The following is a 20,852-nucleotide window of genomic DNA, read 5'->3' as shown; positions in this document are numbered from 1 at the left end:
GATTTGTACAATTCAAGTTGAGCATATCGTATTCTGACTGTCACGCGGGATCAGCACCGAATCTGTCACAAATTCTTCAATTTCGGCCATTGGCCGCTTATCGTGTCTTGGGCCATTGCATAGGTGCCCCTTCGCGCTGAACCGCAGCGATTTCGGGCGTGTAATGATCCTCGTCGCGCAGGTGTTTCTCGCCCATGTGAAGAATCACCGGCGCGTGCAGAACAAACGCCGCCCGACCACCCTTTTGCGCCCGCAGGATCAACAACTCCGGTGCCCTGCCCAGACGTGGCGACAGGGGCAGGACCTCGACCGACCCCAACCTCCCCGTACAGGCGGCCAGCATTTCCGGCAAGCGGTCGGCACGCTGGATCATGTGCAAATAGCCGCGCGGCGCCAGACGTTTTGCCGCAACCGCGAACCACGTATCCAACGGCGTCCGCTCTCCCATGGCGACATGCCGCCCCGCATCTTTCGAAGGGCTGTGCGCGCCAGCACGGAAATACGGGGGGTTCGCAATGACATGGTCGAACTGGCGCTGGCGCAGATCAATGGGCAACTCGGCAAGATCCGCCTCCACGACCTCCAGGCCGACGCCGTTCTCCTCGCCATTGCGATGCGCCAGTTCCGCATAAGCTGGTTGCAGCTCCACACCGGTCAGGGTCATCCCGCCCACCCGTGCTGCCAGACACAGGATAGCCGCCCCTGCTCCGCACCCAAGCTCCAGCACCGATTGGCCCGCCCGCGCCGGAACCGATGCCGCCAGATAAACCGGATCGACACCGGCCCGATATCCCTTGTGCGGCTGCCACAGGCGGACACGTCCGCCAAGAAAATCGTTGCGGGTCAGATCGTGTTCCGCGAACCCCGTCATCGGCCCAACGGGATCTCGTTGTCTTTCATCGCCCGGACGGCCCGGTCGAAATCATCGACCCGCACCATCAGTCGGCGCGGGAATATCCCGATCCCGCCTTCAAGTACGCTCATATTTACGTCTATCTCAAAGCAGTCTATATCCTCGCCCCTAAGAAGAGCGGAAGCAAAAGCCATGATGGTCGGATCGGTGGTGCGCAGAAGTTCTTTCATGGGGATGGATGTAAGGGCAAGGTAGGGCGAAAGTCGAGCCTTGTATCAGGAGTGTGATGGACATCAGCACAATTTCGAAACCGCATGAAAGGCTGGCGGAGCTGCTGGCCGCCGAGATGGACGCCGTGAACGAGTTGATCCGCGTTCGCATGGCCTCGAAACACGCGCCGCGCATCCCCGAGGTGACTGCCCATCTGGTCGAAGCAGGCGGCAAGCGCCTGCGCCCGATGCTGACGCTGGCTGCGGCACGGCTGTTCGGATATTCCGGCGACCATCACATCCGCCTCGCCGCCACGGTCGAATTCATCCACACCGCCACCCTTCTGCATGACGACGTGGTCGACGAAAGCGCCCAGCGGCGTGGGCGCCCCACAGCCAACCTGCTGTGGGACAACAAAAGCTCTGTTCTGGTCGGCGACTACCTGTTTTCCCGCAGTTTCCAGCTGATGGTCGAAACCGGCTCGCTTCGGGTGCTGGACATTCTCGCCAATGCCTCGGCCACGATTGCCGAGGGCGAGGTGCTGCAAATGACCGCCGCGACCGACCTGCGCACCGACGAAAGCGTGTATCTGCAAGTGGTGCGCGGCAAGACGGCGGCCCTGTTTTCGGCGGCAACCGAGGTCGGCGGCGTCATCGCAGGCGCAACCGAGGAACAGGTGCGCGCGCTTTACGATTATGGCGATGCACTGGGCATCGCCTTTCAGATCGCCGACGACCTGCTCGATTATCAAGGCGACAGCACGGCCACAGGCAAGAACGTGGGCGACGATTTCCGCGAACGCAAGCTGACGCTGCCGGTCATCAAGGCGGTAGCGCAGGCGACGACGGACGAACACGCCTTCTGGCAGCGCACGATCGAAAAGGGCCGCCAGCAGGACGGCGATCTGGAACACGCCCTGAAGCTCATGCACAAATACCGGACGCTGGACGAAACCCGCGCCGATGCCCTCCGTTGGGCGGCCAAGGCAAAGGCGGCGCTGGGCGTGCTTCCCGATCACGAACTTCGCGGCCTGCTGCACGATCTGGCCGATTACGTGGTTTCGCGCCTCAATTAAGCTGCACCGCGCGGCACCACCAATCGGGATAGGCCACGCCGATCTCGTAGGCCGCGAAATGCGCGTCCTTCATCGTGGGGTACAACGCAAAACAGGTTGACCCTGACCCCGACATGCGGGCCAGCAGCGCCCGTGACGTCATCCTCAGTTCGTCAAGAACGCGCTCGATCTCTCGCGCCACACCCATGGCCGGAATTTCCAGATCATTCCGTTGCTGACTTAACCAATCCGCGCAATCGGCTGGTTCACCGAAATCCGGGATGTCATCCGGCATCGCGGCATTGTCGCGCCAGGCAAGCGCACCAAACACCGCACCGGTCGGCACCGCCACACCGGGATTGACCAAAAGCGCCGGCAGGTGGGGCAGGTCGACCGGTGAAACCTGCTCGCCAATCCCCTGCATCCGTGCCGCGCGCGCGGACAAGCAAACAGGCACGTCAGCCCCCAATGACAGCGCCAGTCCCTCGGGGATTTCGATACCCTGTCCGGACAAGGCCCAAAGCGTCGCCGCCGCATCCGACGAACCGCCCCCGATCCCGGCACCGTGCGGCAGAACCTTGTTCAGGCGAACATGGCCGCGCCATCCCATCGCCTCGGCCGCTTGCCAGACCAGATTGCGACTGTCGACCGGGACGCCCTCTGCATGTTCGCCAGTGACGTCCATCGTCAGGCCGGACCCGGCGGAAAACTCCAGGCGATCTCCGATATCGGCAAACACCACCAGCGAATCCAGCAGGTGATAGCCATCGTCGCGTTGGCCGGTGACATGAAGGGTCAGGTTGATCTTGGCGGGCGCAAAGGCCTCAACCGTCATTGGCCACCTGCAAGGGGTCCGCGCCCTCTTCCTGCAACACCGCATCCAGACCGATATCCAGCTTGCGGCGAATGCGTTCGGGGTCGGCCTCGCCATCGGTGTCTTCGGGATCTATGAACGACAGGGCGCGTTTCCACTGGAACTCGGCCTCGCGCGCGCGGCTGACGGCCCAGTACACATCACCCAGGTGGTCGTTCACGACCGGGTCGATGGGCATCAACTCAACCGCGCGCTCCATATGCCCGACCGCCTCGTCATAGCGCCCAAGCCGGAACAGGACCCAGCCCAGACTGTCCACGATATAGCCGCTGTCAGGCTGCGCCAGCACCGCGCGCTGGATCATCTCCAGCGCTTCATCCAGCTTTTCCCGCCGCTCGACCAGCGAATAGCCCAGATAGTTCAACACTTGCGGCTGATCCGGGCTTAGCTCCAGCGCCGCGCGGAAATCGGCTTCGGCCGCATCCCAATGTTTCAGGCGCTCATGGCTTATTCCGCGCGCATAGTGCAGGAACCATTGACCGCCCGACCCCTCTTCCAACAGTTCAAGCGCCTTGTCATACGCGGCCACGGCTTCGGAGTACTTTTCCTGCTGCCGCTGCAAATCACCCAGCGCGCTGTGGACAACCGGAAGGTTGGGATAGTGCTGCGCCAGCTGCTCCAGCACCTCGATGGCGGCATCGGGCTTGGCCGACCGGCGCAAGGCCTCGGCCCGCCCCAGTTCCGCCGCATGATAATCCGGCCCGTCGGGTGGCACCATCTTATAGGTCGCAACCGCCAGATCATACTGACCCAACCCATCCAGCAACTCGGCACTCAACAGCAGCGCATCGATGTGATCGGGGCGCAGGAAAGTTGCGGTGCGGGAATAGACCAGAACGTAATCATGCGCCGCCTCGTTATTGAGCGCCGTACCGATGGAAAAGAATACCTCGGCCATCCCGTCAGCCGCTGAGCGCGCATGGGTGAATGGCAGCTTCTCACCGGCCTCAAGCTGTTCCGACACGGCTTGCAACGCAGGGTCGGCACGCCCCGCGAACACCTCGGCCAGATTTGCCAGTGCCTGCTCATTGCGGTCCAGTTGCGAAAGAACTTCGGCGCGCGCCAGAACCGCGCGGCGCGACATCCGCGATACCCGTCCCTCATCGGCGGCAAAGATCGCTTCCGCGCCTTCATAATCACCGACCGAAGCCAGCGCCAAAGCCTTGTGATAACGGGCAAAGTCCCGCAATCCGTTCTGTTCTGAAACCTTGTCGAACTGTTCCAGCGCCTTGGATACGGCCCCGTCGCCCATATATGCCCAGGCCGTCACCAGGCCATCGACCAGCGGTCCGATCCCCATGGTTTCGGGGTCCCGCTCCAGTATCTCCTTGTACCGCCCTTCCGAGATCAGGTTGGCCACGACCACCATATGCGCGACCTGGCTGCGCAAACCCTGCGCCTCCATTTCTTGCGCAACGGTATAGGCGCGTTTCAGGTCCCCCAGCGACAACTGCGCCAGAACCACGTTTTCCATCAAAGCGGGATTGGCCGGATCAATGGCAAGCGCCTGAACAAAATACCGCGCCGCCGCTTCATAATCGTTGCGATACACCGATTGGCGCCCTGCCAGATACGCCCCGGCCCCCGAGTCGGCCAATGCCGTCGTTGGTAGGGCCATCGCAACCGCAAGTGCGGCACCTGCCGCATGTCGTACCAAGGAGAACACCGCAATCCTGCCTTTTGTCGTTATTCCGGACACAAGCTAGGGCCTCGGCGGTAAAGAGGCAATGGCAGAGCTTTCACGTCCCCGCCATTGCCCGGTTTCTTGCTTACATATTTGGATAGTTCGGGCCATCCCCGCCCTGCGGCGTGGTCCAGGTGATGTTCTGGCTGGGATCCTTGATGTCGCAGGTCTTGCAGTGGACACAGTTCTGAAAGTTGATCACGAACCGAGGCTCCTTGCCGTCTTCCTCGACCATCTCGTAAACGCCCGCCGGGCAATACCGCTGCGCCGGTTCGGCGAATTTCGGCAGGTTGACCTTGACCGGGATATCCGGATCGGCCAGCCGCAGGTGGCAGGGCTGGCTTTCCTCGTGGTTGGTCATGGCAAAGGACACGTTGGTCAGCCGGTCAAAGGACAGCGTGCCATCGGGCTTGGGATAATCGATGGGCTTGTGCTTGCTGGCTTCTTCGGTCGACTGGGCATCGTTCTTGCCATGCCCCAGCGTACCAAAGAACGAAAAGCCCAATGTGTTGGTCCACATGTCCAGACCACCCAGCACCAGCGAGGGGATCATCCCCCACTTGGACCACATCGGCTTGACGTTGCGCACCTTCTTCAGGTCCTTGCCAATCGCGCCATTGCGCACATCGGCCTCGTAAGCGGTCAGTTCATCGCCCGAACGCTCTGCCTTGATCGCGTCATAGGCCGCCTCGGCGGCTGCCTTGCCCGACAGCATCGCGTTGTGGTTGCCCTTGATGCGCGGCACGTTGACCATGCCCGCCGAACAGCCCAGCAGCGCCACACCAGGCGCCACCAGCTTCGGCATCGATTGCAGACCGCCTTCGGTGATCGCCCGCGCGCCATAGGCCACGCGCTTGCCGCCCTTCAGCAGCTCGGCCACCATCGGGTGATGCTTGAAGCGCTGGAATTCCATATAGGGGTACAGGTGCGGGTTCTTGTAGTTCAGATGAACCACAAAACCGACATAGACCTGATTGTTTTCAAGGTGATAGATGAACGACCCACCGCCTGCGTTGCCCCCCAGAGGCCAGCCCATCGTGTGGGTCACGGTGCCTTCCTTGTGCTTGGCCGGATCGATCTCCCATATCTCCTTCATGCCAACGCCGTATTTCTGCGGCTCTTTCCCGGCCTGCAGGTCGTACTTGGCGATCACCTCCTTGGACAGCGAACCGCGCACACCTTCCGACAGGAAGACGTATTTGCCGTGCAGCTCCATGCCCGGCTCGGTATTCGGCCCGTAAGATCCATCAGCCTCAAGACCAAAGACACCGGCCACGACGCCCTTGACTTCGCCATTGTCGCCATAAACCAGCTCGGAACAGGACATGCCGGGGAAGATCTCGACGCCCAGTTCTTCGGCCTGCTCGGCCATCCAGCGACAGACATTGCCCATCGAGACGATGTAGTTGCCGTGGTTGTTCATCAGCGGCGGCATCGGGAAGTTCGGAATGCGGATCTGACCAGCTTCACCCAGCATATAGAAGTTGTCTTCGTGCACCGGTGTGTTCAGCGGCGCACCCTTTTCCTTCCAGTCGGGGATCAGCGCATCCAGACCGCAAGGGTCAAGAACCGCGCCCGACAGGATATGAGCGCCCACTTCCGAGCCCTTTTCCAGAACGACGACGTTCAGGTCCGCATCCAGCTGCTTCAGACGGATGGCCGCCGACAGGCCCGCAGGACCCGCGCCCACGATCACCACGTCATATTCCATCGCTTCGCGTTCAATTTCGGCCATCGTGGGCTCCTTCGCTGACTTTCCGAATTGGCGCTCTCAACGCGTGATCTGCGCAATTTTGTTTCACGCGTGATTACCCGTTGTGAAAGACCTTGGTCAATCGAAACACGGCGTAAAATCGCTGCAATGCGGCAGTTCAGCCCTCTGGTGCGTCGCCCATGAGGTATCTGGGACCGCTACCACGGGATTTTGCCCTGTCATCGGGGTTGTACAGCCTGCATTTCGGCAAGCTCAGACAGCCGCACCCGATGCATCCGTCCAGGTTGTCGCGCAACCGGATCAGGGTATCGATTCGGCTGTCCAGATGTGCCCGCAACCCCTTGCTGATCCGTTTCCAGTCCTGCGGTGTTGGCGTCCGGTTTCCCGGCAGGTCGGCCAGAACCTCGCGGATCTCCGGCAACGACAGGCCGAATTGCTGTGCGATCATCACGAAACTCAGCCTCCGGATATCTGCACGCTGATACCGCCGCTGCCCACCCGCATTGCGCCAGGGCGAAATCAGGTTCTGCGCTTCGTAATAGCGGATCGCCGACACCGCCAGACCGGTCCGCCGCGCCAATGCGCCGATGGAAAGCCCCTCTGACACCGCCATCTCTCAACTCCGGAAAAATTCCTTGACCTAAAGTTAGGTTTAGAAATTAGGGTGAGTCGTGACAAGACCCGAATTCGAAAGGGAGCAATCATGCCTGCAACACTGGAACACACGAATTTCACCGTCAGCGACCCCAAATCGACCGCCGCCTGGATGCAGGATGTGTTCGGCTGGAAAACCCGCTGGGAAGGCTCGGCCAAGGCGGGCGGTTACACGGTTCATGTCGGCAACACGCATACCTATCTGGCGCTATATGCACCCCAATCCCCCAGGCCATCAGGCGAAAGCAGCTATGACATCGTTGGCGGCCTGAATCACGTGGGCGTCGTTGTCGAAGACCTGGACGCCACCGAACAAAAGGTCCGCGCCGCCGGATTCGAACCCCACAACCACGCCGATTACGAACCCGGACGGCGGTTCTACTTTGACGATGACAACGGCATCGAATTCGAGGTGGTCGCCTACGATTAGGCCGTATTCCGCGCGTCGGCGCGTGCTGACCCCTTGCATTCTGCCGTCCATTTGGTTCAGGTATTGACTGAACCTACCAGTCGCCCCGACGCATTGCGCGGCGGGGCGACGCAATTTATGCGTGGAACAGTAACGATGGAAAAGATTCCGATGACGCCCGCGGGCTTCGCCGCGCTTGAGGCCGAGTTGAAAAAACTCAAATCCGAAGAGCGTCCCGCCATCATCAAGGCCATTGCCGAAGCCCGCGAGCATGGCGATCTGTCCGAAAACGCCGAATACCACTCGGCGCGCGAAAAGCAGTCCTTCATCGAGGGCCGCATCAAGGAACTCGAAGGCGTCCTGTCTCTGGCCGACGTGATCGACCCCAAAAGACTGTCCGGCGCCATCAAGTTCGGCGCCCGCGTCACGCTGGTCGACGAGGACACGGACGAAGAAAAGACCTGGCAGATCGTGGGTGAGCACGAGGCCAATATCGAAAGTGGTCTGCTCAACATCAAATCGCCCATCGCCCGTGCCTTGATTGGCAAGGACGAAGGCGACAGCGTCGAGGTCCATACGCCCGGCGGCCTGAGGTCTTACGAAATTCTGACCATCCAGTATTCCTGACGGGGGGCACGGCCATGTCGGGCACCCCACCGGAAAAGGAATCGGACCGCCCGACTTCGCTTGGCATCTACGACCGCCCGCAAAAGCAGTCCATCACCGGGATCGAGATTGCGGCCATCGTGCTCAGTGTACTTTGGCTGGCCTTCGCCGTGGTCTTCATCGTCATGCCCCGCAACGAAGCCGCCAGCGGGCCGCTGGTCGTCATGCTGGCGGTCTTTCTGCCGGTGGCAATGATATGGGTCGCGGCAACCGCCATGCGCGCCAGCCGCATCATGCGCGAGGAAAGCCAGCGCCTGCAAACCGCGATCGACGCGATTCGCAACGCCTATGTCCTGCAACAGCAGCGCGCCGCGATCATTCAGGAACCGACGGTCACCAAAAAGCTCGACCAGATCGTCGCAGCGGCGAAAAAGGCCGAAACCACGCTGGCAACCTTCTCGACCTCGCGGGCAGCCGAAAAGGTCAAACTGGCGACGCAAGTCAAGTCCGGATCATCCAACGGCCAGACCACGCTGGAACTTGGCACCCCTGCCGAAGCGCTCGCACCGCCGCTTGCGACCGAGGATTTCATTCGCGCCCTCAATTTCCCGGAAACCGCCGAAGACACTGACGGGTTCGCCGCGCTGCGCCGCGCATTGAAAGACCGCAAGGCCGCGCAGCTCATTCAGGCCGCGCAGGACGTGCTGACCCTGCTCAGTCAGGAAGGCATCTATATGGATGACCTCAAACCGGATATGGCACGCCCCGAAATCTGGCGCCAGTTCGCCCAGGGTGCCCGTGGCCGCGCAGTGGCCGGTCTGGGCGGCATTCGCGACCGCTCGTCGCTGGCCCTGGCTTCGGGCCGCATGAAACAGGACCCGATCTTTCGCGACGCGGCCCATCATTTCCTGCGCCGTTTCGACCACATGATCGTCGCCTTCGAACCCGAGGCGACGGATGCCGAGATCGCGGCCCTTGGCGAAACCCGAACCGCGCGCGCCTTCATGCTGCTGGGCCGCGTGGCCGGGACGTTCGACTGACCGGCGTCGCAGGGTCTACAACCCGAAACTGCCATAGGGAATGAACCGCACCGGATCGCCGGGGCGGATATGCTGCTCGCCGTCGCCAATCTCGACCAGCCCGTCAGCCCAGCTCAACCCGCTGATACGGCCCGACCCTTCCGAGCGGAACACCTCGACCCGGCCCTCGCGCACCCGCGCCCGCAAGTATTCCCGCCGCCCTGGCTTCTTGCGCTTTTCGAACGCGGCAGGCAGGTCGAACCCCTGCGGCTCCTGCCAGTCTTCACCCGCCAGCAGGCCCATCGCGGGCCGCGCAAAGATCAGCGTGCACACCATCGCCGCCACCGGATTGCCGGGAAGGCCGAAAACCGGGGTTCCGTTCCAGATACCCAAGGCCAAAGGCCGCCCCGGTTTCAGCGCGATGCGCCATTCCTGCATCGCGCCCGCCTCTCGCAGCAGGGCCGACATATGATCCTCGTCCCCGGCAGACGCCCCGCCGCTGGTCAGGATCACATCCGCCTTTTCGGCGGCCTCGTCCAGCCTGGCCCTCAGTGTGGGCCGGTCATCCGGCACCCGCCCGATATCGACCGTTTCGAACCCGAACCGCTCGGCCATCGCCAGCAACATCGGGCGGTTGGCGTCGAATATCTGGCCCGGTCCCGCTTCGTCTCCCGGCTCGACCAGTTCGTCACCGGTCGATACCACCGCCACACGCAGCGGCAGATGCACCGGTGCCACGGCCACGCCCACCGCCGACAACAGCGCCAGATCGGCCGCGTTCAGCTTGCGCCCCCGGCGCAAGACAATATCGCCGGCGGCCACGTCCTCGCCCGCCCTGCGCGTGTTGGCCCCTTGCTTCAACGGACCGTGAAACGCGACATGGCCGTCCTGAACGGTCACGTCCTCCTCCAAAATGACCGTATCGACACCTTCGGGCAGCGCCGCGCCCGTCAGAATGCGCAACGCCTGCCCCCCGGCCAGAACCCCGTCGAACGGCACCCCCGCCGCCGCCCGCCCCTCGGCCAGCGGCACCACATGCGCGCCCTCCGGATAGCCCCCGGCAAAGCCATATCCATCGACCGCCGAATTCGGCAGCGGCGGGTTGGAACGCAGCGCCACCACATCTTCGGCCAGCACCCGGCCCAGCGCCCGCATCACCGGCAATCTTTCAGTCCCGGTCACGGCATGCATCCGCTCGCGCAGCATCGCCAGCGCGTCGTCAACCGGCGTCCAGTTCACGCCCGCAGGTAGGGCGAAACAATCGTTTTTCAAAGGCGGCGGCGCGATATCCGGTTTTGCTTGCGTCACACCCATGATCCACCCTTCCTCTGCTGCGCTGACATCCAATTGTTGCGCCAAGTCTTGCCGCGAAAGGCCTGCCAGATTCAATGCGACCTGTTCGACCTGCCAGGCATCCCTGATCCGCCCTTCCGGCGCCGCACCCAGCGTCAGCGACGGCCAGACCTCGACAAACGCCACCGCCCTGTCCAAAGGCTCATAAGGCCAGACGGCGACCTGCCCCGCAAACCTTCGGCGCAACCGTGCCAGAACGGGCAGGCCCATCATCACCTGTCCGCCCACCGCGCCCGCGCCACCCATCTGCCAGCAGGTGAAACTTCCCCTGGCAAGCGTCTCGACCCTGCGGCGATCCGGAAACGGGTTGTGATAGTCATCCTTGCGGCGCGGCAGCCCCTCGATGTCCCGTTGCAACCCGTTCATCCAGAACGGTCCCCTGCCCCCGAACACCCGATTGATCTCACCGGCCAGATCGAACCGGTTGTTCGCCGCCGGATCGTCCTCGATCCGCGCCTCGAACCAGTCCCACAGCTCCAGCGGATCGTCGGTTCCGGTCATCGCGCGGGCAAACCCCCGCGGATAGCCGAACGGAAAATCGAACCCCAGAAACAGACGCCGCCCGGCAGCCACCTCTGCGGCAATCAACTCTGCCAGCCAATCTTCGGCCCGCTGCCGGTTGCGCAGATAGACCGGCTCGTCGGCCTGCCCGCCCCGCACCACACAGACCCAGATCGCATCCCTTCGCGGGCGTGGCCCGGTGTCGTTGCCACCCGACCAGTCCACCATCGCAAAGGTCCTGAATGGGGTCACAAACCGACCTCTTTCAGGATGAAATCCGCAATGGCCACGGTGTCGTTCAGATCGAACACAGGCCGGTCCAGGTCAAGCGCCACATCGCTCGCCACAGCCCGGATGCTGGCATCCCCCGGCGCAATCAGCTCATTGCCCGGCTCGGCACGATAGGCCTCGATCTTGGGGTGACGTTCGCGCTTGTACCCTTCGATCAGCACCAGATCGACCGGCGACAACCGCGTCAGCAACTCCGACAATGCCGGTTCCGGCGCACCGCGCAACTCCTGCATATGCGCCACCCGGTATTTCGAGGCCAACAGCACCTCTGCCGCCCCCGCCTGCCGGTGGCGAAAACTGTCGCGTCCGGGGTGATCCACGTCAAACGAATGATGCGCATGCTTGACAGTTGACACACTGAAACCGCGCCCGGTGATCTCGGCCACCAGACGTTCCATCAGCCCGGTCTTGCCTGCATTCTTCCAGCCGGTGACGCCATAAACCTTCATGCCCGCTCCAACAGATTTTCAGCCATCGCCAGATCCTCGGGCGTGTTGACGTTGAAAAACGGGTCGAACTCGCCTACCGGAAACAACGCCTCGCACCCCTCATGCCGGTCGGTCCACAGCACCACCTTGCGCAAGCCCTCGCTCAGCGCGGCGCGCAGATCATCACGCAAAGCCACCGGCCACAGGCCAAAGGTCGGATGACGGTTCACCTTGCCCCGGCCACCCGATTTCAACTCTTCCCCGGTGCGCGGCGTGGTTGCCAGCACCAGAGGATGCGCCTGCCCTTCGGCAGCAGCCATGAGCCGCGCCACCAGATCGCGCGGAAAGAACGGCGTGTCGGCAGCGGCGGTGACAATCGCCTCGGCCCCCTGATCTGCGGCCCAGTCCAGCCCGGCCAGAACCCCGGCCAGAGGCCCTGCAAAGCCTTCGATGGAATCTGCAATCACCGGCAAGCCCAGATCGGCAAACCGCGCAGGATCACCGTTGGCATTCAGCGCCAGTCCCGCCACTTGCGGGCCCAAACGGCCCATGACATGCGACACCAGCGGCTTGCCGCCCAACAGCAGCCGCCCCTTGTCGCCACCGCCCATCCGGGTGGCCAGACCGCCTGCAAGGATCACGCCCAAAGGCTGCTTCATTGTCACTCCCGCCATGCTCAAGCGAACGAGGCAACACCTTTAAATCATTTCCACCGAGACTCAATTCAATTGAAACGCTGTCGGATAGAGATGGTGGAGAATGAACAACCACGCAATCAAAGTCCCAACCGACAGAAACGATGTCGCCGACACGGTATGCGCCGCCAACTCGGTCTCCTGATCATAGTGCTTGGCCAGTAGAAAGATGTTTTTCGCAGTCGGAACCGCCGCCGATATCGTCGCCGCAATCGTCCAAAGCGGGTCAAGCCCGACCAGGTGTGCCGCAAGCAATACCAGCCCCGGCGCGACAATCAGCTTGGTCAGGGACAAGACCAGAATAAGTGGCCCTGTCTTGACGATGACTCGCACGCTGGTCGTGTACCCGATTGCAAAAAGCGCGACCGCCGCCAGACCCTGGCTTAACACCTCCAGGTAATCCTTGACTGCCGGAGCAAAACCCAAACCAGTGATCGAATATGCAACGCCCAGCAGGGTTCCAAGAATGATCGGGTTTTTCAGAACATTGATGAGCAGCCTTGCAACACCGGTTTTTTTTGCCGCCGATTGCCCGGAAACGCTTTCCAGAATGATCGTCAGCGTCAAAAGCAAAACCGCGACAACCAGATTTGCCAACACTGCAGGCAGTGCGCCGCTCGACCCGAAAATCGCGTGGAGTATCGGCAAGGCGACAAGCGCCGTATTCGATGCCACTGCCGCAAAGGATGCAACTGTCGCCGCACCGGTCGAAAAATGCTGGACGCGCCTCAACACCAGAAAGAGCACGGCAAACAGAATTGCCAGCGCCCCACCATAGGCCATGTAGAAGCCATAGTTGAGCAGATCACCAAATTCCTCCTGCCCGATGAGATAGAACATGATCGCCGGAAGCAGAACATAGACAGCAAACTGTACCAGAGATTCAGAAATCGTATCGGACAGCAATCCAGTCCACGAAAAGACATAACCCGTCAGAATGACCGCAAACACAGGTGCAATAAGGTTGAGCAGTTCCATGCGGTCCCTCGCTGGCTTTTCGAGCGCAAGTCAGATCGCATTTCCAGATCATTGCAGTAACAAAACCCAACGCCCGAGGCTTTATGCTAACCCAAGCGCGGGAAATTTCTCAAATTATTGTGCTCTTTATGAGGAGTTTGAGGCCGAAATCACCCCACAGCGCCAATCGAACTACTCACCCGCACTCTTCCGCCGATGTTTCTTATCCTCGAGCGGCACCGTCGCCGGGTCGACATCCCGCACCAACCGGTCCTCGCCCGACAGACACACGAACCGCTGTCCGCGCATACGCCCGATCAGGGTCAGGCCCACCTCGCGCGCGATCTCGACACCCCAGGCGGTAAAGCCGGCACCCCTTGTCGCCACCGCCCATCCGGGTGGCCAGACCGCCTGCAAGGATCACGCCGAGAGGTCGGGTCATTTGTTGTCGTCTTTCAATTCGATAGGTTTCGAGATCAGCCAGGTAACCGCGAAACAGGCACCCAGATACAGCGTACCCTCAAGTCCAAGCAGAAAAATCGCGAGGAGAAAAAAACCGGCAATGACCAGCAAATAGTTGCGTCGGCACCGGGCCAGCTCTGCACGCAACTCCTCCGGACAATTTACCACTCCCCGAAACAGCACCCGACGCGCCACACCGCGATCAATCGGTGGCAAACCCAGACTGTACATCAGCGGAATCCACTGACGGACATGAATCACAATCCCGCCAATTCCCAAGCTTGCACAGCAAAAAACCAGCAAGGCGACCACATAGCCCAAGGAAATCACCCCGCACTCTTGCGCCGATGTTTCTTATCCTCGAGCGGAACCGTCGCCGGGTCGACATCCCGCACCAGCCGGTCCTCGCCCGACAGGCACACGAACCGCTGTCCGCGCATACGCCCGATCAGGGTCAGGCCCACCTCGCGCGCGATCTCGACACCCCAGGCGGTAAAGCCGGAACGCGAGGCCAGCACCGGAATACCCATCATCGCCGTCTTGATCACCATCTCGGACGTCAGCCGCCCGGTTGTGTAAAGGATCTTGTCCGCCGCCGTCTCGCCCTCGGACAGCATCCAGCCCGCGATCTTGTCCACCGCGTTGTGACGGCCCACGTCCTCCATATAGACCAGCGGCCGGTTTTCGCGGCACAGCACGGTGCCATGAATTGCCCCCGCCTCCAGATACAGCGACGGGGTCCGGTTTATCCTTGCCGCCAGTTCATACAGCCAAGAGGTCCGCACGCTCACCTGCGGCAGCGTCACGCCCTCCAGCCCCTCCATCATGTCGCCGAACACCGTACCCACGGCACAGCCGCTGGTGCGGGTCTTTTTCTTCAGCTTGTCTTCATACGAGGTTTCCCGCGCCGTACGCACCACGACGGTTTCCAGTTCGTCGTCATAATCGACGCGCACGATCTCGTCATCGGGGCGCAGCATCCCCTGATTGCGCAGAAAGCCCAGCGCAAGGTATTCGGGATAGTCCCCGATGGTCATCGCCGTGACGATTTCCTGCGCGTTGAGAAAGATCGTCAGCGGGCGCTCCTCGACCACCGAAATCCGGCTGAGCTCGCCATTCTGATCCACGCCTTCGACGGCGCGCGTCAGCCGCTCCGCTTCGGGATCGGGGGCGATGATATAGTCCGACAGGTCCGTCTCAATGGCCAATTGCAACCCTTTCCCAAGCCCGTTACTGCTGTCGCGGTCACCATAGGATCTAGGCATGGCATTCACCACATCCAATTCCTACTACTGGAAGGGTTTTCGCGATGGCTTCCCCTTCATCTTCGTGGCCATCCCGTTCGGCACCCTGTTCGGTGTGTTCGCGACCGAGGCCGGGCTGAACATCGTCCAGACCATGACCTTTACCGCAACCGTGTTTGCCGGGGCCGCCCAGTTCGCCGCGTTGCAACTGCTGCAGGACAACGCGCCGACCGTGATCGTGCTCGCCTCGGCGCTGGCGGTGAACCTCCGGGTGGCAATGTACTCGGCCTCGCTGACCCCCTACCTCGGGGCCGCACCTTTGTGGCAGCGCGCCTGTGCCGCGTATTTCGTCGTCGACCAGTCCTATGCCTGCTGCATGGTCCGGTTCGAGCGGGAACCTGATTTGTACATTTCGGACAGGATGGCCTATTTTTTCGGTACAATTTCGCCAATTGCGCCGCTCTGGTATCTGTGCACCTACCTCGGTGCGGTTCTGGGCACGCAGATCCCGGAAAGCTGGGCACTTGATTTTGCGCTCCCGATCACCTTCCTGTCGATGGTCGGCCCCATGCTGCGCACCCTGCCCCATGTCATCGCCGCCCTCGTCGCGATCACCGTTTCGCTGCTGACCGTATGGGTCCCTTTCAACCTCGGCCTGCTGATTGCCGGATGCACCGGCATGATGGCCGGAGCACAGGCCGAAGTGATGCTGAAGCGCAGGGAGGCCCGGGCATGACCCAGATCGACCCCGCCACCATGTGGATCGTGATCGCCGGTCTTGCGGTCGGCAGCTTTGCGTTGCGGTTCGTCTTTATCGGGCTGGTCGGCGACCGGCCGATGCCCGAGTGGCTGTTGCGCCACTTGCGCTATACCGCCGTGGCGGTTCTTCCAGCCCTCATTGCACCGCTGGTAGTGTGGCCTTCGGCCACGGATGGACAGCCCGATCTGCCCCGGATGAGTGCCGCCGCTATGGCAATCGTCGTTGGTCTGTTGACCAAGAACGTGCTGGCCGCGATCTTTTCGGGCGCGGCCACGCTTTATGGTTTGCTTTATTTTCTTGGCTGAACGTCAGTTCTGTGCCGGTGCTTGGGCGTTGAGTTGCGCGTTATTCGCCGCGATGCCCTTTTGCAGATCTTCGTCATCGTTTTCATAGTAGCGCTCGGTGATGGCACCCGGCAGATCACCGAACTGATCGGCCAGTTTCACCGGTTGCAGAACCGGCTTTATCCCCTCCAGACCCGGCACTTGCCTGAGCAGCCGCCCGGTATAGTTGGCACAGAATGCCCCGGGCACAGGCCCCATCTGTTTCGCCAGCCGATAGGCCGCCTCGGCCTGTTCCGGCGTCACTTCCAGTTCCTGGATAACCACGTGAAAGGTCGATCGCGCATGCGATCCTCGATAAGCCTTTTCGACCGCCGGTGTGATACCATAGAGCACGTCGTCACGCTCGGGCACACGATCGGCGCGGAACGATCCCGCCGGATCGAAAATCACCCGCTCAGACGCGTTGATCATAAGCGAGGCATGTCCACCCGAACCCGTGCGGTTGTTCACCATCGTGAACAACGTCAACTTGGCCGGCCCCGGATCGCGATAACGAACGGCCGCAATAGTCTCGAAATCCGCCTGCGGCGCGCTTTGTTTCGTGCAAGCGGACGCCGCGAGCAGCAAAGCGCATGCGATCACCAATCGACGCATGATAGAATTTGCCCGATCAGGAAGCGAAGACCGCCAAGAAAAGCAGAATGAACAGAATGACCGCAACAGTCCAGACCATGAACTTGACGAATCCGTTAAAGGTTTCGGTCTGTACCTTGATGTCCATATCGCCGTGTTTGTATTCAGCCATGTTTTCAGTTCCTATTCGCGTGTTTACCGTTGGATAGTGGATTCGCTCGCCTGTGTCACGACGTCAATCGCGCGCAGGGGACAAAGTATCAAATGGGGTGCAGCCGGGATAGCCATATCCCCAGCGCCATGGCGTACCGGTGCATGGACCGCCCCCGAAACGAACCGCCAGATACATAGCTTCGGAAATCGCGTCATACGCCAGCAGAACCCGTTCGGGGTTGGACTTCAGGCGTTCAGCAATTTGTTCGGCTTGCTCCTCGCCATTTTGCAGCACACAGGCCCGCAACTCCGCATCCGCTGCAAGCCTGGCATCAAAGCTGTCTTCGGCCTGATCGGCGCCACCCGCATCGTGATAGGCCCTGTCATGGGTGACGCAGCAATCTTCCCACGGCGGCGCCTCCTCGTAGGTTCGGGCAAACTCGGGAAAGATATCGGCGGCAAATCCCCAGACCGAGGACATGCCACCTGAACATCCGTCGGTCTCGAATGGCCGCAGCTCTACCGTTTCCCGGGCCAGCATCAATGCGCGGTGTGCCGGTAGCTCGATCGTTCGGATCAGTTCCTGTGCGCCCGCTTGCACCGCCAGACAACACAAAAGCGCAGATACCTTAGGGACTGTCATCGCGCATCTTCTCGGTCTCGATCTCCATCCCCAGTTCTCCCGCAAGCCACAGCATCAGCCGTTCCGCCGGGCCCAGTTGGGACCGTAATTCCAGAACCCGCCGCGCCAGGGCCGGTTTGTCGGTGATCAGCCCATCGACCCCCATCGATGCCATTTGCGACATCTGGATCGGGTCGTTTATCGTCCAGACATAAAAATCCTTACCGGCCTCGTGGACTGACCGGATCAGCCCGGGTGAAGCCATGTTGGCATTCACGGCAACGAAATCGGCATCCAGCCCGGCAAGGTTGCCGACAGCCGTCGCCGCCAACACGCCCGTTCGCCAGTCAGGTCGCAAGGCGCGCATTTTCTGTACAGCAGGGTATTTCAGCGACATGGTGGCCACATCGTCTTCCATGCCGAGGTCTTCGACAATTTGTACAACCCGGTTTTCCAGATCTTCGTCATGGCCATAATACTTCAACTCGATGATGACCTTGGAATTCCCACGCGCCGCCGCCAGCACATCGCGAAGGGTGGGGGTACGCTCCTCGGCATATTCCGGGTCAAACCAGCTGCCAATATCAATATCGTCCAGATCCGACATGGTGGCATCCCAGACTTTCAGATCGGTCTGCGCCAGTTTCATGAAATCGCTGTCATGCGCGACAACAACGACTCCGTCCGCCGTTTCCTGCACGTCGATTTCAACCCAGTCAGCGCCGTCGTCGATAGCCTTCAGCACCGACGCCATGGTGTTTTCCGGCCGCAACGCAGCGGCCCCGCGATGGCCAATCACGTCAACCGCATCATTGGCCTGAACATTTGCCAGCAAGCCGTTGCTCAGCCAGAATCCGGCCAGAACCGCCAGACCCGAGATGCCAACAAGGGCGATCAAACGGGTTTTGATGCTACCCTCTTTTCCTGGCACCTGCGGCTTGACTTCGCCCACATAAAACCCGTCCAGCAGAGCGGCCAGAGCACCCAAAGCGACCGCGGCCAAAACCAAGCCAGCCAGGGACCACAGCCCTGCAACGGCCAGAGAAATGGTCAGAGCGAGGCGCAGGTTCGTACCTTGGTCCAGCGGAATGAGGCCAAGAACACCGCTTGCGACTGTGCCAATGATAGCTGCAAACACAATCCGCACGGCCAGCCACAAGACCAGCTTGATCTTGAGTCGGCCCTGATGCCCCGCCATCCGTGTCGCACTTTCGTCGAATGCCGCTTTCGGAGCGATCTTTTCAAACAGTACCAAGTGCAGCGACAGGGCCCAGGCAGACAGGCGCCAGATCAAAATCCACGCCATGACCAGCAGAACCGCACCAATCAGTACCACCGCGACCCAGAAAGCTGGCGGTTGGAAAGTCAGGTAATAGTTGATGTCGTATTCCGTAAGCGTCCACCAAGCGATCAACCCGCTGAAAGCGACAAACGGCAGAACCAAAAGCAGCACGCGCAGAACGAACCGCGCAGCGAATTCCAGCAGGCCAGGCAATCGTGCGGCGACAAGTGTCAGCGCCGAGCGCCCTGCATTCCACAGGTCGGTTTCGTTCATACGCAAACACGCAGCCATGACAGAGAACCCCAGAACCTCGGCCACGAGAAACAGGCTGAGTACGGCCAGCGTAACGACAAACCCGACAGGGGACAGGATGAACATCGCAATGTCCTGATCCGTCAGGGCTGCCTGATCCGAGAGAAGAACCGCAAGGTTGACGGCAATTGCCAAAGCCGGCGCAATCACCGCCAGCGTCATGAGGCGCAAAACCAGGTAAAGCGGCACAAAAATCCGCCGGCGAGACCATGACACCCGATATGCGTTTGTTACTGTTGTAAAATGCGTCACGCGTCGAACTCCTGAACAATGCAGTCATTCAACGACGTGGGCAGATGAAAAGCAAGAAAAGTCAGTCGCCTTCGAGATCTGCGGCCAGACGGAACCCGATGCGTTGGGCCGGTTCATCCTCGACCGTCTTGGGCATTGCCCGCAGCATCACGTTCAGTTGACTGACATGCTGGACAAGCTGGGTTTTGGCCCCGGTGGCATCGGACCCATAGAACGTCACGATATCGGGGTCAAAATAACCCATCCCCTCGATCCGCAGGACACCTGCATCGCCCCCGGTAAAACCCATTGCAACCTCTTGACTGTTGTCGAGCTGCTTTTCGAAATTCTGGATATACAGGATCAACCGCTCATACGCCCACTGCGCCGGACTTTTGGTCTCAACCGGTTTCTGTAGCGGCTTTGGCAATTCTTTGGGACCATTACCCGCAGCAGGGTCGGCGTGAACCTCATGGCAACGCGGTATTGCCATGGCTTCGGCGGCCTCGGCAGAAGTTTCGATCTTGTCGTCCATCTCTCACCCGTTGCGTTGGTACAGCCAGGCCCCGTCCGCGCGGCGCGTCCGGGTCACCGCACCAATGTGGTAGAGATGGTTCACATGCGCAACCGCTTCGACCAAAGCCAACCCATATTCGCCCTCTCCGATGTTTCGCTTGAACAGTGGAACAAAGCAATCTGAGGCCGGCTTTGGTGTGTCCAGGTGCTGCAGCAGGCGTTCCAGCGCCCCATGATGGTTGTCAATCAGTTGCCGCATCCGTGTGGGCAACCCGGTGAAGGGCAGCTTGTGACCACCCAGCGTCAGGTGGTCCGGTCGCGCCAGCGGTTGCAGCCGCTCGCACGCCTCCAGCCACTCGGCCACCGGATCAGCCAGAGGTTCGGTCGCATAGACGCCTATATTGGGGCTGATCGAGCTGAGAATCTGATCGCCGGTAATCACCAGGTTGTCGTCTCGGCTCCAGAATGTCGCGTGTTCAGGGGCGTGACCGTTGCCCATGTGAACGTCCCAATTGCGACCGCCCATGCGGAAAACTTCGCCCTGCCGAATACGCGTGAACCCAAGCGGCATCGGATAAACCATGTCGGCAAAGTTGAATGGCCGCTCGGACATGCGCTTTTTCAGCACCTCCGGCGCCATCCCCGCGCTACGGTAGTAGTCGAGCGTTTCCTTGGGCCAGCTTTCCTGCACGTCAAGCGTCAGCATCCGCGCGAACAACCAGGCCGTTCGCGTCGTGACAAGCTCGGCCCCATGGACGGATTGGAACCATCCTGCGTTACCTACATGATCGGGATGGTGGTGCGTGACTACGACGCGCCGCACCGGCTTGCCAACAAGCGGCCCGGCCATCAATTGTTCCCAAATGCCGCGCGTCTTTTTCGAAGAGAACCCGGTATCGATGATTGTCCAGCCATCGCCGTCATCCAGTGCATAGACATTGACGTGATCCAGCTTCATCGGAAGCGGCAGGCGCATCCACAAGACACCTTCGGCCACTTCGATGGCCTCTCCGCTTCGGGGTGGTTCTACCCAAGGATACTGCATGACAGG

Annotated in this window: 24 protein-coding genes and 2 pseudogenes; 6 read left to right on the top strand and 20 right to left on the bottom strand. The window is 61.0% G+C overall.

Going from position 1 to position 20,852, the window contains the following annotated elements; translation table 11 throughout:
• Nucleotides 1–97: 97 nt before the first annotated feature.
• Together ACR0LZ_RS05145 and ACR0LZ_RS05140 are read right to left on the bottom strand one after the other, a co-directional pair.
• The gene (locus tag ACR0LZ_RS05145) at nt 98–871 is read right to left on the bottom strand and encodes a tRNA1(Val) (adenine(37)-N6)-methyltransferase (RefSeq protein ID WP_480748699.1); all 774 of its coding nucleotides are present in this window, start codon (nt 869–871) and stop codon (nt 98–100) included.
• The gene (locus tag ACR0LZ_RS05140) at nt 868–1,083 is read right to left on the bottom strand and encodes a putative signal transducing protein (RefSeq protein WP_480748698.1); all 216 of its coding nucleotides are present in this window, start codon (nt 1,081–1,083) and stop codon (nt 868–870) included. The genes ACR0LZ_RS05145 and ACR0LZ_RS05140 overlap by 4 nt, the downstream gene beginning before the upstream one ends.
• Nucleotides 1,084–1,139: 56 nt before the next feature.
• Between ACR0LZ_RS05140 and ACR0LZ_RS05135 the strand changes: the two genes are divergently transcribed.
• The gene (locus ACR0LZ_RS05135) at nt 1,140–2,138 is read left to right on the top strand and encodes a polyprenyl synthetase family protein (protein WP_480748697.1); all 999 of its coding nucleotides are present in this window, start codon (nt 1,140–1,142) and stop codon (nt 2,136–2,138) included.
• Here the strand turns inward: ACR0LZ_RS05135 and ACR0LZ_RS05130 are convergent.
• From ACR0LZ_RS05130 to soxR, 4 genes are all read right to left on the bottom strand, one after another.
• The gene (locus ACR0LZ_RS05130) at nt 2,131–2,952 is read right to left on the bottom strand and encodes a 4-(cytidine 5'-diphospho)-2-C-methyl-D-erythritol kinase (protein WP_480748696.1); all 822 of its coding nucleotides are present in this window, start codon (nt 2,950–2,952) and stop codon (nt 2,131–2,133) included. The two genes, ACR0LZ_RS05135 and ACR0LZ_RS05130, sit on opposite strands and share 8 nt — an antisense overlap.
• A complete protein-coding gene (locus ACR0LZ_RS05125) occupies nt 2,942–4,609 on the bottom strand; it encodes a tetratricopeptide repeat protein (RefSeq protein ID WP_480748786.1) in 1,668 nt (555 codons plus the stop codon). The genes ACR0LZ_RS05130 and ACR0LZ_RS05125 overlap by 11 nt, the downstream gene beginning before the upstream one ends.
• 151 nt (nt 4,610–4,760) lie before the next feature.
• Nucleotides 4,761–6,410: an electron transfer flavoprotein-ubiquinone oxidoreductase gene (locus tag ACR0LZ_RS05120; RefSeq protein WP_480748695.1), complete on the bottom strand. Its 1,650-nt coding sequence runs from the start codon at nt 6,408–6,410 to the stop codon at nt 4,761–4,763.
• Nucleotides 6,411–6,546: 136 nt separating this feature from the next.
• A complete protein-coding gene (gene soxR / locus ACR0LZ_RS05115) occupies nt 6,547–7,002 on the bottom strand; it encodes a redox-sensitive transcriptional activator SoxR (protein ID WP_480748694.1) in 456 nt (151 codons plus the stop codon).
• Nucleotides 7,003–7,092: 90 nt separating this feature from the next.
• Here soxR and ACR0LZ_RS05110 point away from each other — a divergent pair, with 90 nt between their 5' ends.
• From ACR0LZ_RS05110 to ACR0LZ_RS05100, 3 genes are all read left to right on the top strand, one after another.
• The gene (locus tag ACR0LZ_RS05110) at nt 7,093–7,473 is read left to right on the top strand and encodes a VOC family protein (RefSeq protein ID WP_480748693.1); all 381 of its coding nucleotides are present in this window, start codon (nt 7,093–7,095) and stop codon (nt 7,471–7,473) included.
• Nucleotides 7,474–7,608: 135 nt separating this feature from the next.
• A complete protein-coding gene (gene greA, locus ACR0LZ_RS05105) occupies nt 7,609–8,079 on the top strand; it encodes a transcription elongation factor GreA (RefSeq protein WP_480748692.1) in 471 nt (156 codons plus the stop codon).
• Between the two features lie 14 nt (nt 8,080–8,093).
• Nucleotides 8,094–9,098, top strand: coding sequence for a hypothetical protein (locus ACR0LZ_RS05100; protein ID WP_480748691.1), 1,005 nt, complete (start codon nt 8,094–8,096; stop codon nt 9,096–9,098).
• 15 nt (nt 9,099–9,113) lie between these two features.
• Here ACR0LZ_RS05100 and ACR0LZ_RS05095 read toward each other — a convergent pair whose 3' ends face one another.
• From ACR0LZ_RS05095 to ACR0LZ_RS05060, 8 genes and pseudogenes are all read right to left on the bottom strand, one after another.
• Entirely contained in the window at nt 9,114–11,183 is a 2,070-nt protein-coding gene (locus ACR0LZ_RS05095; RefSeq protein ID WP_480748690.1) for a molybdenum cofactor synthesis domain-containing protein, read from the bottom strand.
• A complete protein-coding gene (mobB, locus tag ACR0LZ_RS05090; protein WP_480748689.1) occupies nt 11,180–11,671 on the bottom strand; it encodes a molybdopterin-guanine dinucleotide biosynthesis protein B in 492 nt (163 codons plus the stop codon). Before mobB ends, ACR0LZ_RS05095 begins: the two co-directional genes overlap by 4 nt.
• Nucleotides 11,668–12,309 (bottom strand): molybdenum cofactor guanylyltransferase MobA, encoded by a 642-nt coding sequence (gene mobA / locus ACR0LZ_RS05085; RefSeq protein ID WP_480748688.1) that lies wholly within the window; start codon nt 12,307–12,309, stop codon nt 11,668–11,670. Before mobA ends, mobB begins: the two co-directional genes overlap by 4 nt.
• A 60-nt stretch (nt 12,310–12,369) precedes the next feature.
• Nucleotides 12,370–13,323, bottom strand: a complete 954-nt coding sequence (locus ACR0LZ_RS05080; protein ID WP_480748687.1) for an AEC family transporter — start codon at nt 13,321–13,323, stop codon at nt 12,370–12,372.
• Between the two features lie 171 nt (nt 13,324–13,494).
• Nucleotides 13,495–13,674 (bottom strand): annotated as a pseudogene (locus tag ACR0LZ_RS05075) (formate dehydrogenase accessory sulfurtransferase FdhD); the annotation flags it as partial.
• Nucleotide 13,675: 1 nt separating this feature from the next.
• Nucleotides 13,676–13,744 (bottom strand): annotated as a pseudogene (locus ACR0LZ_RS05070) (molybdenum cofactor guanylyltransferase MobA); the annotation flags it as partial.
• Nucleotides 13,741–14,085, bottom strand: coding sequence for a hypothetical protein (locus tag ACR0LZ_RS05065; protein WP_480748686.1), 345 nt, complete (start codon nt 14,083–14,085; stop codon nt 13,741–13,743). The gene ACR0LZ_RS05065 and the pseudogene ACR0LZ_RS05070, both read right to left, overlap by 4 nt.
• A gap of 5 nt (nt 14,086–14,090) precedes the next feature.
• Complete coding sequence (locus ACR0LZ_RS05060) at nt 14,091–15,029, bottom strand: formate dehydrogenase accessory sulfurtransferase FdhD (protein ID WP_480748685.1); 939 nt, start codon at nt 15,027–15,029, stop codon at nt 14,091–14,093.
• Between ACR0LZ_RS05060 and ACR0LZ_RS05055 the strand changes: the two genes are divergently transcribed.
• Nucleotides 15,028–15,744, top strand: coding sequence for an AzlC family ABC transporter permease (locus ACR0LZ_RS05055; RefSeq protein WP_480748684.1), 717 nt, complete (start codon nt 15,028–15,030; stop codon nt 15,742–15,744). The two genes, ACR0LZ_RS05060 and ACR0LZ_RS05055, sit on opposite strands and share 2 nt — an antisense overlap.
• Nucleotides 15,741–16,073, top strand: a complete 333-nt coding sequence (locus ACR0LZ_RS05050; protein WP_480748683.1) for an AzlD domain-containing protein — start codon at nt 15,741–15,743, stop codon at nt 16,071–16,073. Before ACR0LZ_RS05055 ends, ACR0LZ_RS05050 begins: the two co-directional genes overlap by 4 nt.
• Nucleotides 16,074–16,076: 3 nt before the next feature.
• Here ACR0LZ_RS05050 and ACR0LZ_RS05045 read toward each other — a convergent pair whose 3' ends face one another.
• The 6 genes from ACR0LZ_RS05045 to ACR0LZ_RS05020 form a co-directional block, all read right to left on the bottom strand.
• Nucleotides 16,077–16,706, bottom strand: coding sequence for a hypothetical protein (locus ACR0LZ_RS05045; RefSeq protein WP_480748682.1), 630 nt, complete (start codon nt 16,704–16,706; stop codon nt 16,077–16,079).
• 16 nt (nt 16,707–16,722) lie between these two features.
• Nucleotides 16,723–16,857, bottom strand: a complete 135-nt coding sequence (locus ACR0LZ_RS05040; RefSeq protein WP_480748681.1) for an aa3-type cytochrome c oxidase subunit IV — start codon at nt 16,855–16,857, stop codon at nt 16,723–16,725.
• A 63-nt stretch (nt 16,858–16,920) separates the two neighbouring features.
• Nucleotides 16,921–17,481 (bottom strand): hypothetical protein, encoded by a 561-nt coding sequence (locus ACR0LZ_RS05035; protein WP_480748680.1) that lies wholly within the window; start codon nt 17,479–17,481, stop codon nt 16,921–16,923.
• Nucleotides 17,468–19,243 carry a glycerophosphodiester phosphodiesterase family protein gene (locus ACR0LZ_RS05030; protein WP_480748679.1) on the bottom strand — a complete coding sequence of 592 codons (1,776 nt, stop codon included), beginning with the start codon at nt 19,241–19,243 and terminating at the stop codon, nt 17,468–17,470. The genes ACR0LZ_RS05035 and ACR0LZ_RS05030 overlap by 14 nt, the downstream gene beginning before the upstream one ends.
• Before the next feature lie 124 nt (nt 19,244–19,367).
• Nucleotides 19,368–19,820: a DUF6173 family protein gene (locus tag ACR0LZ_RS05025; RefSeq protein ID WP_480748678.1), complete on the bottom strand. Its 453-nt coding sequence runs from the start codon at nt 19,818–19,820 to the stop codon at nt 19,368–19,370.
• Between the two features lie 3 nt (nt 19,821–19,823).
• Nucleotides 19,824–20,846 (bottom strand): MBL fold metallo-hydrolase, encoded by a 1,023-nt coding sequence (locus ACR0LZ_RS05020; protein ID WP_480748677.1) that lies wholly within the window; start codon nt 20,844–20,846, stop codon nt 19,824–19,826.
• Nucleotides 20,847–20,852: the final 6 nt, after the last annotated feature.

It is taken from the genome of Ruegeria sp. CI1 (assembly GCF_056536925.1).
Note: the sequence above shows the minus strand (reverse complement) of the source record. Positions and strands in the feature narration are given on the sequence as shown.

Excerpts from the sequence above, each read along its gene's own strand:
- ACR0LZ_RS05080 (WP_480748687.1), bottom strand. The coding sequence starts at position 13,323 with ATGGAACTGCTCAACCTTATTGCACCTGTGTTTGCGGTCATTCTGACG.
- mobB (WP_480748689.1), bottom strand. The coding sequence starts at position 11,671 with ATGAAGGTTTATGGCGTCACCGGCTGGAAGAATGCAGGCAAGACCGGG.
- ACR0LZ_RS05060 (WP_480748685.1), bottom strand. The coding sequence starts at position 15,029 with ATGCCTAGATCCTATGGTGACCGCGACAGCAGTAACGGGCTTGGGAAA.
- ACR0LZ_RS05130 (WP_480748696.1), bottom strand. The coding sequence starts at position 2,952 with ATGACGGTTGAGGCCTTTGCGCCCGCCAAGATCAACCTGACCCTTCAT.
- ACR0LZ_RS05135 (WP_480748697.1), top strand. The coding sequence starts at position 1,140 with ATGGACATCAGCACAATTTCGAAACCGCATGAAAGGCTGGCGGAGCTG.
- ACR0LZ_RS05145 (WP_480748699.1), bottom strand. The coding sequence starts at position 871 with ATGACGGGGTTCGCGGAACACGATCTGACCCGCAACGATTTTCTTGGC.
- ACR0LZ_RS05045 (WP_480748682.1), bottom strand. The coding sequence starts at position 16,706 with ATGCGTCGATTGGTGATCGCATGCGCTTTGCTGCTCGCGGCGTCCGCT.
- ACR0LZ_RS05020 (WP_480748677.1), bottom strand. The coding sequence starts at position 20,846 with ATGCAGTATCCTTGGGTAGAACCACCCCGAAGCGGAGAGGCCATCGAA.
- ACR0LZ_RS05100 (WP_480748691.1), top strand. The coding sequence starts at position 8,094 with ATGTCGGGCACCCCACCGGAAAAGGAATCGGACCGCCCGACTTCGCTT.
- ACR0LZ_RS05140 (WP_480748698.1), bottom strand. The coding sequence starts at position 1,083 with ATGAAAGAACTTCTGCGCACCACCGATCCGACCATCATGGCTTTTGCT.
- ACR0LZ_RS05055 (WP_480748684.1), top strand. The coding sequence starts at position 15,028 with ATGGCATTCACCACATCCAATTCCTACTACTGGAAGGGTTTTCGCGAT.
- ACR0LZ_RS05125 (WP_480748786.1), bottom strand. The coding sequence starts at position 4,609 with ATGGCCCTACCAACGACGGCATTGGCCGACTCGGGGGCCGGGGCGTAT.
- ACR0LZ_RS05025 (WP_480748678.1), bottom strand. The coding sequence starts at position 19,820 with ATGGACGACAAGATCGAAACTTCTGCCGAGGCCGCCGAAGCCATGGCA.
- ACR0LZ_RS05110 (WP_480748693.1), top strand. The coding sequence starts at position 7,093 with ATGCCTGCAACACTGGAACACACGAATTTCACCGTCAGCGACCCCAAA.
- mobA (WP_480748688.1), bottom strand. The coding sequence starts at position 12,309 with ATGAAGCAGCCTTTGGGCGTGATCCTTGCAGGCGGTCTGGCCACCCGG.
- soxR (WP_480748694.1), bottom strand. The coding sequence starts at position 7,002 with ATGGCGGTGTCAGAGGGGCTTTCCATCGGCGCATTGGCGCGGCGGACC.
- ACR0LZ_RS05120 (WP_480748695.1), bottom strand. The coding sequence starts at position 6,410 with ATGGCCGAAATTGAACGCGAAGCGATGGAATATGACGTGGTGATCGTG.
- ACR0LZ_RS05040 (WP_480748681.1), bottom strand. The coding sequence starts at position 16,857 with ATGGCTGAATACAAACACGGCGATATGGACATCAAGGTACAGACCGAA.
- ACR0LZ_RS05035 (WP_480748680.1), bottom strand. The coding sequence starts at position 17,481 with ATGACAGTCCCTAAGGTATCTGCGCTTTTGTGTTGTCTGGCGGTGCAA.
- greA (WP_480748692.1), top strand. The coding sequence starts at position 7,609 with ATGGAAAAGATTCCGATGACGCCCGCGGGCTTCGCCGCGCTTGAGGCC.
- ACR0LZ_RS05050 (WP_480748683.1), top strand. The coding sequence starts at position 15,741 with ATGACCCAGATCGACCCCGCCACCATGTGGATCGTGATCGCCGGTCTT.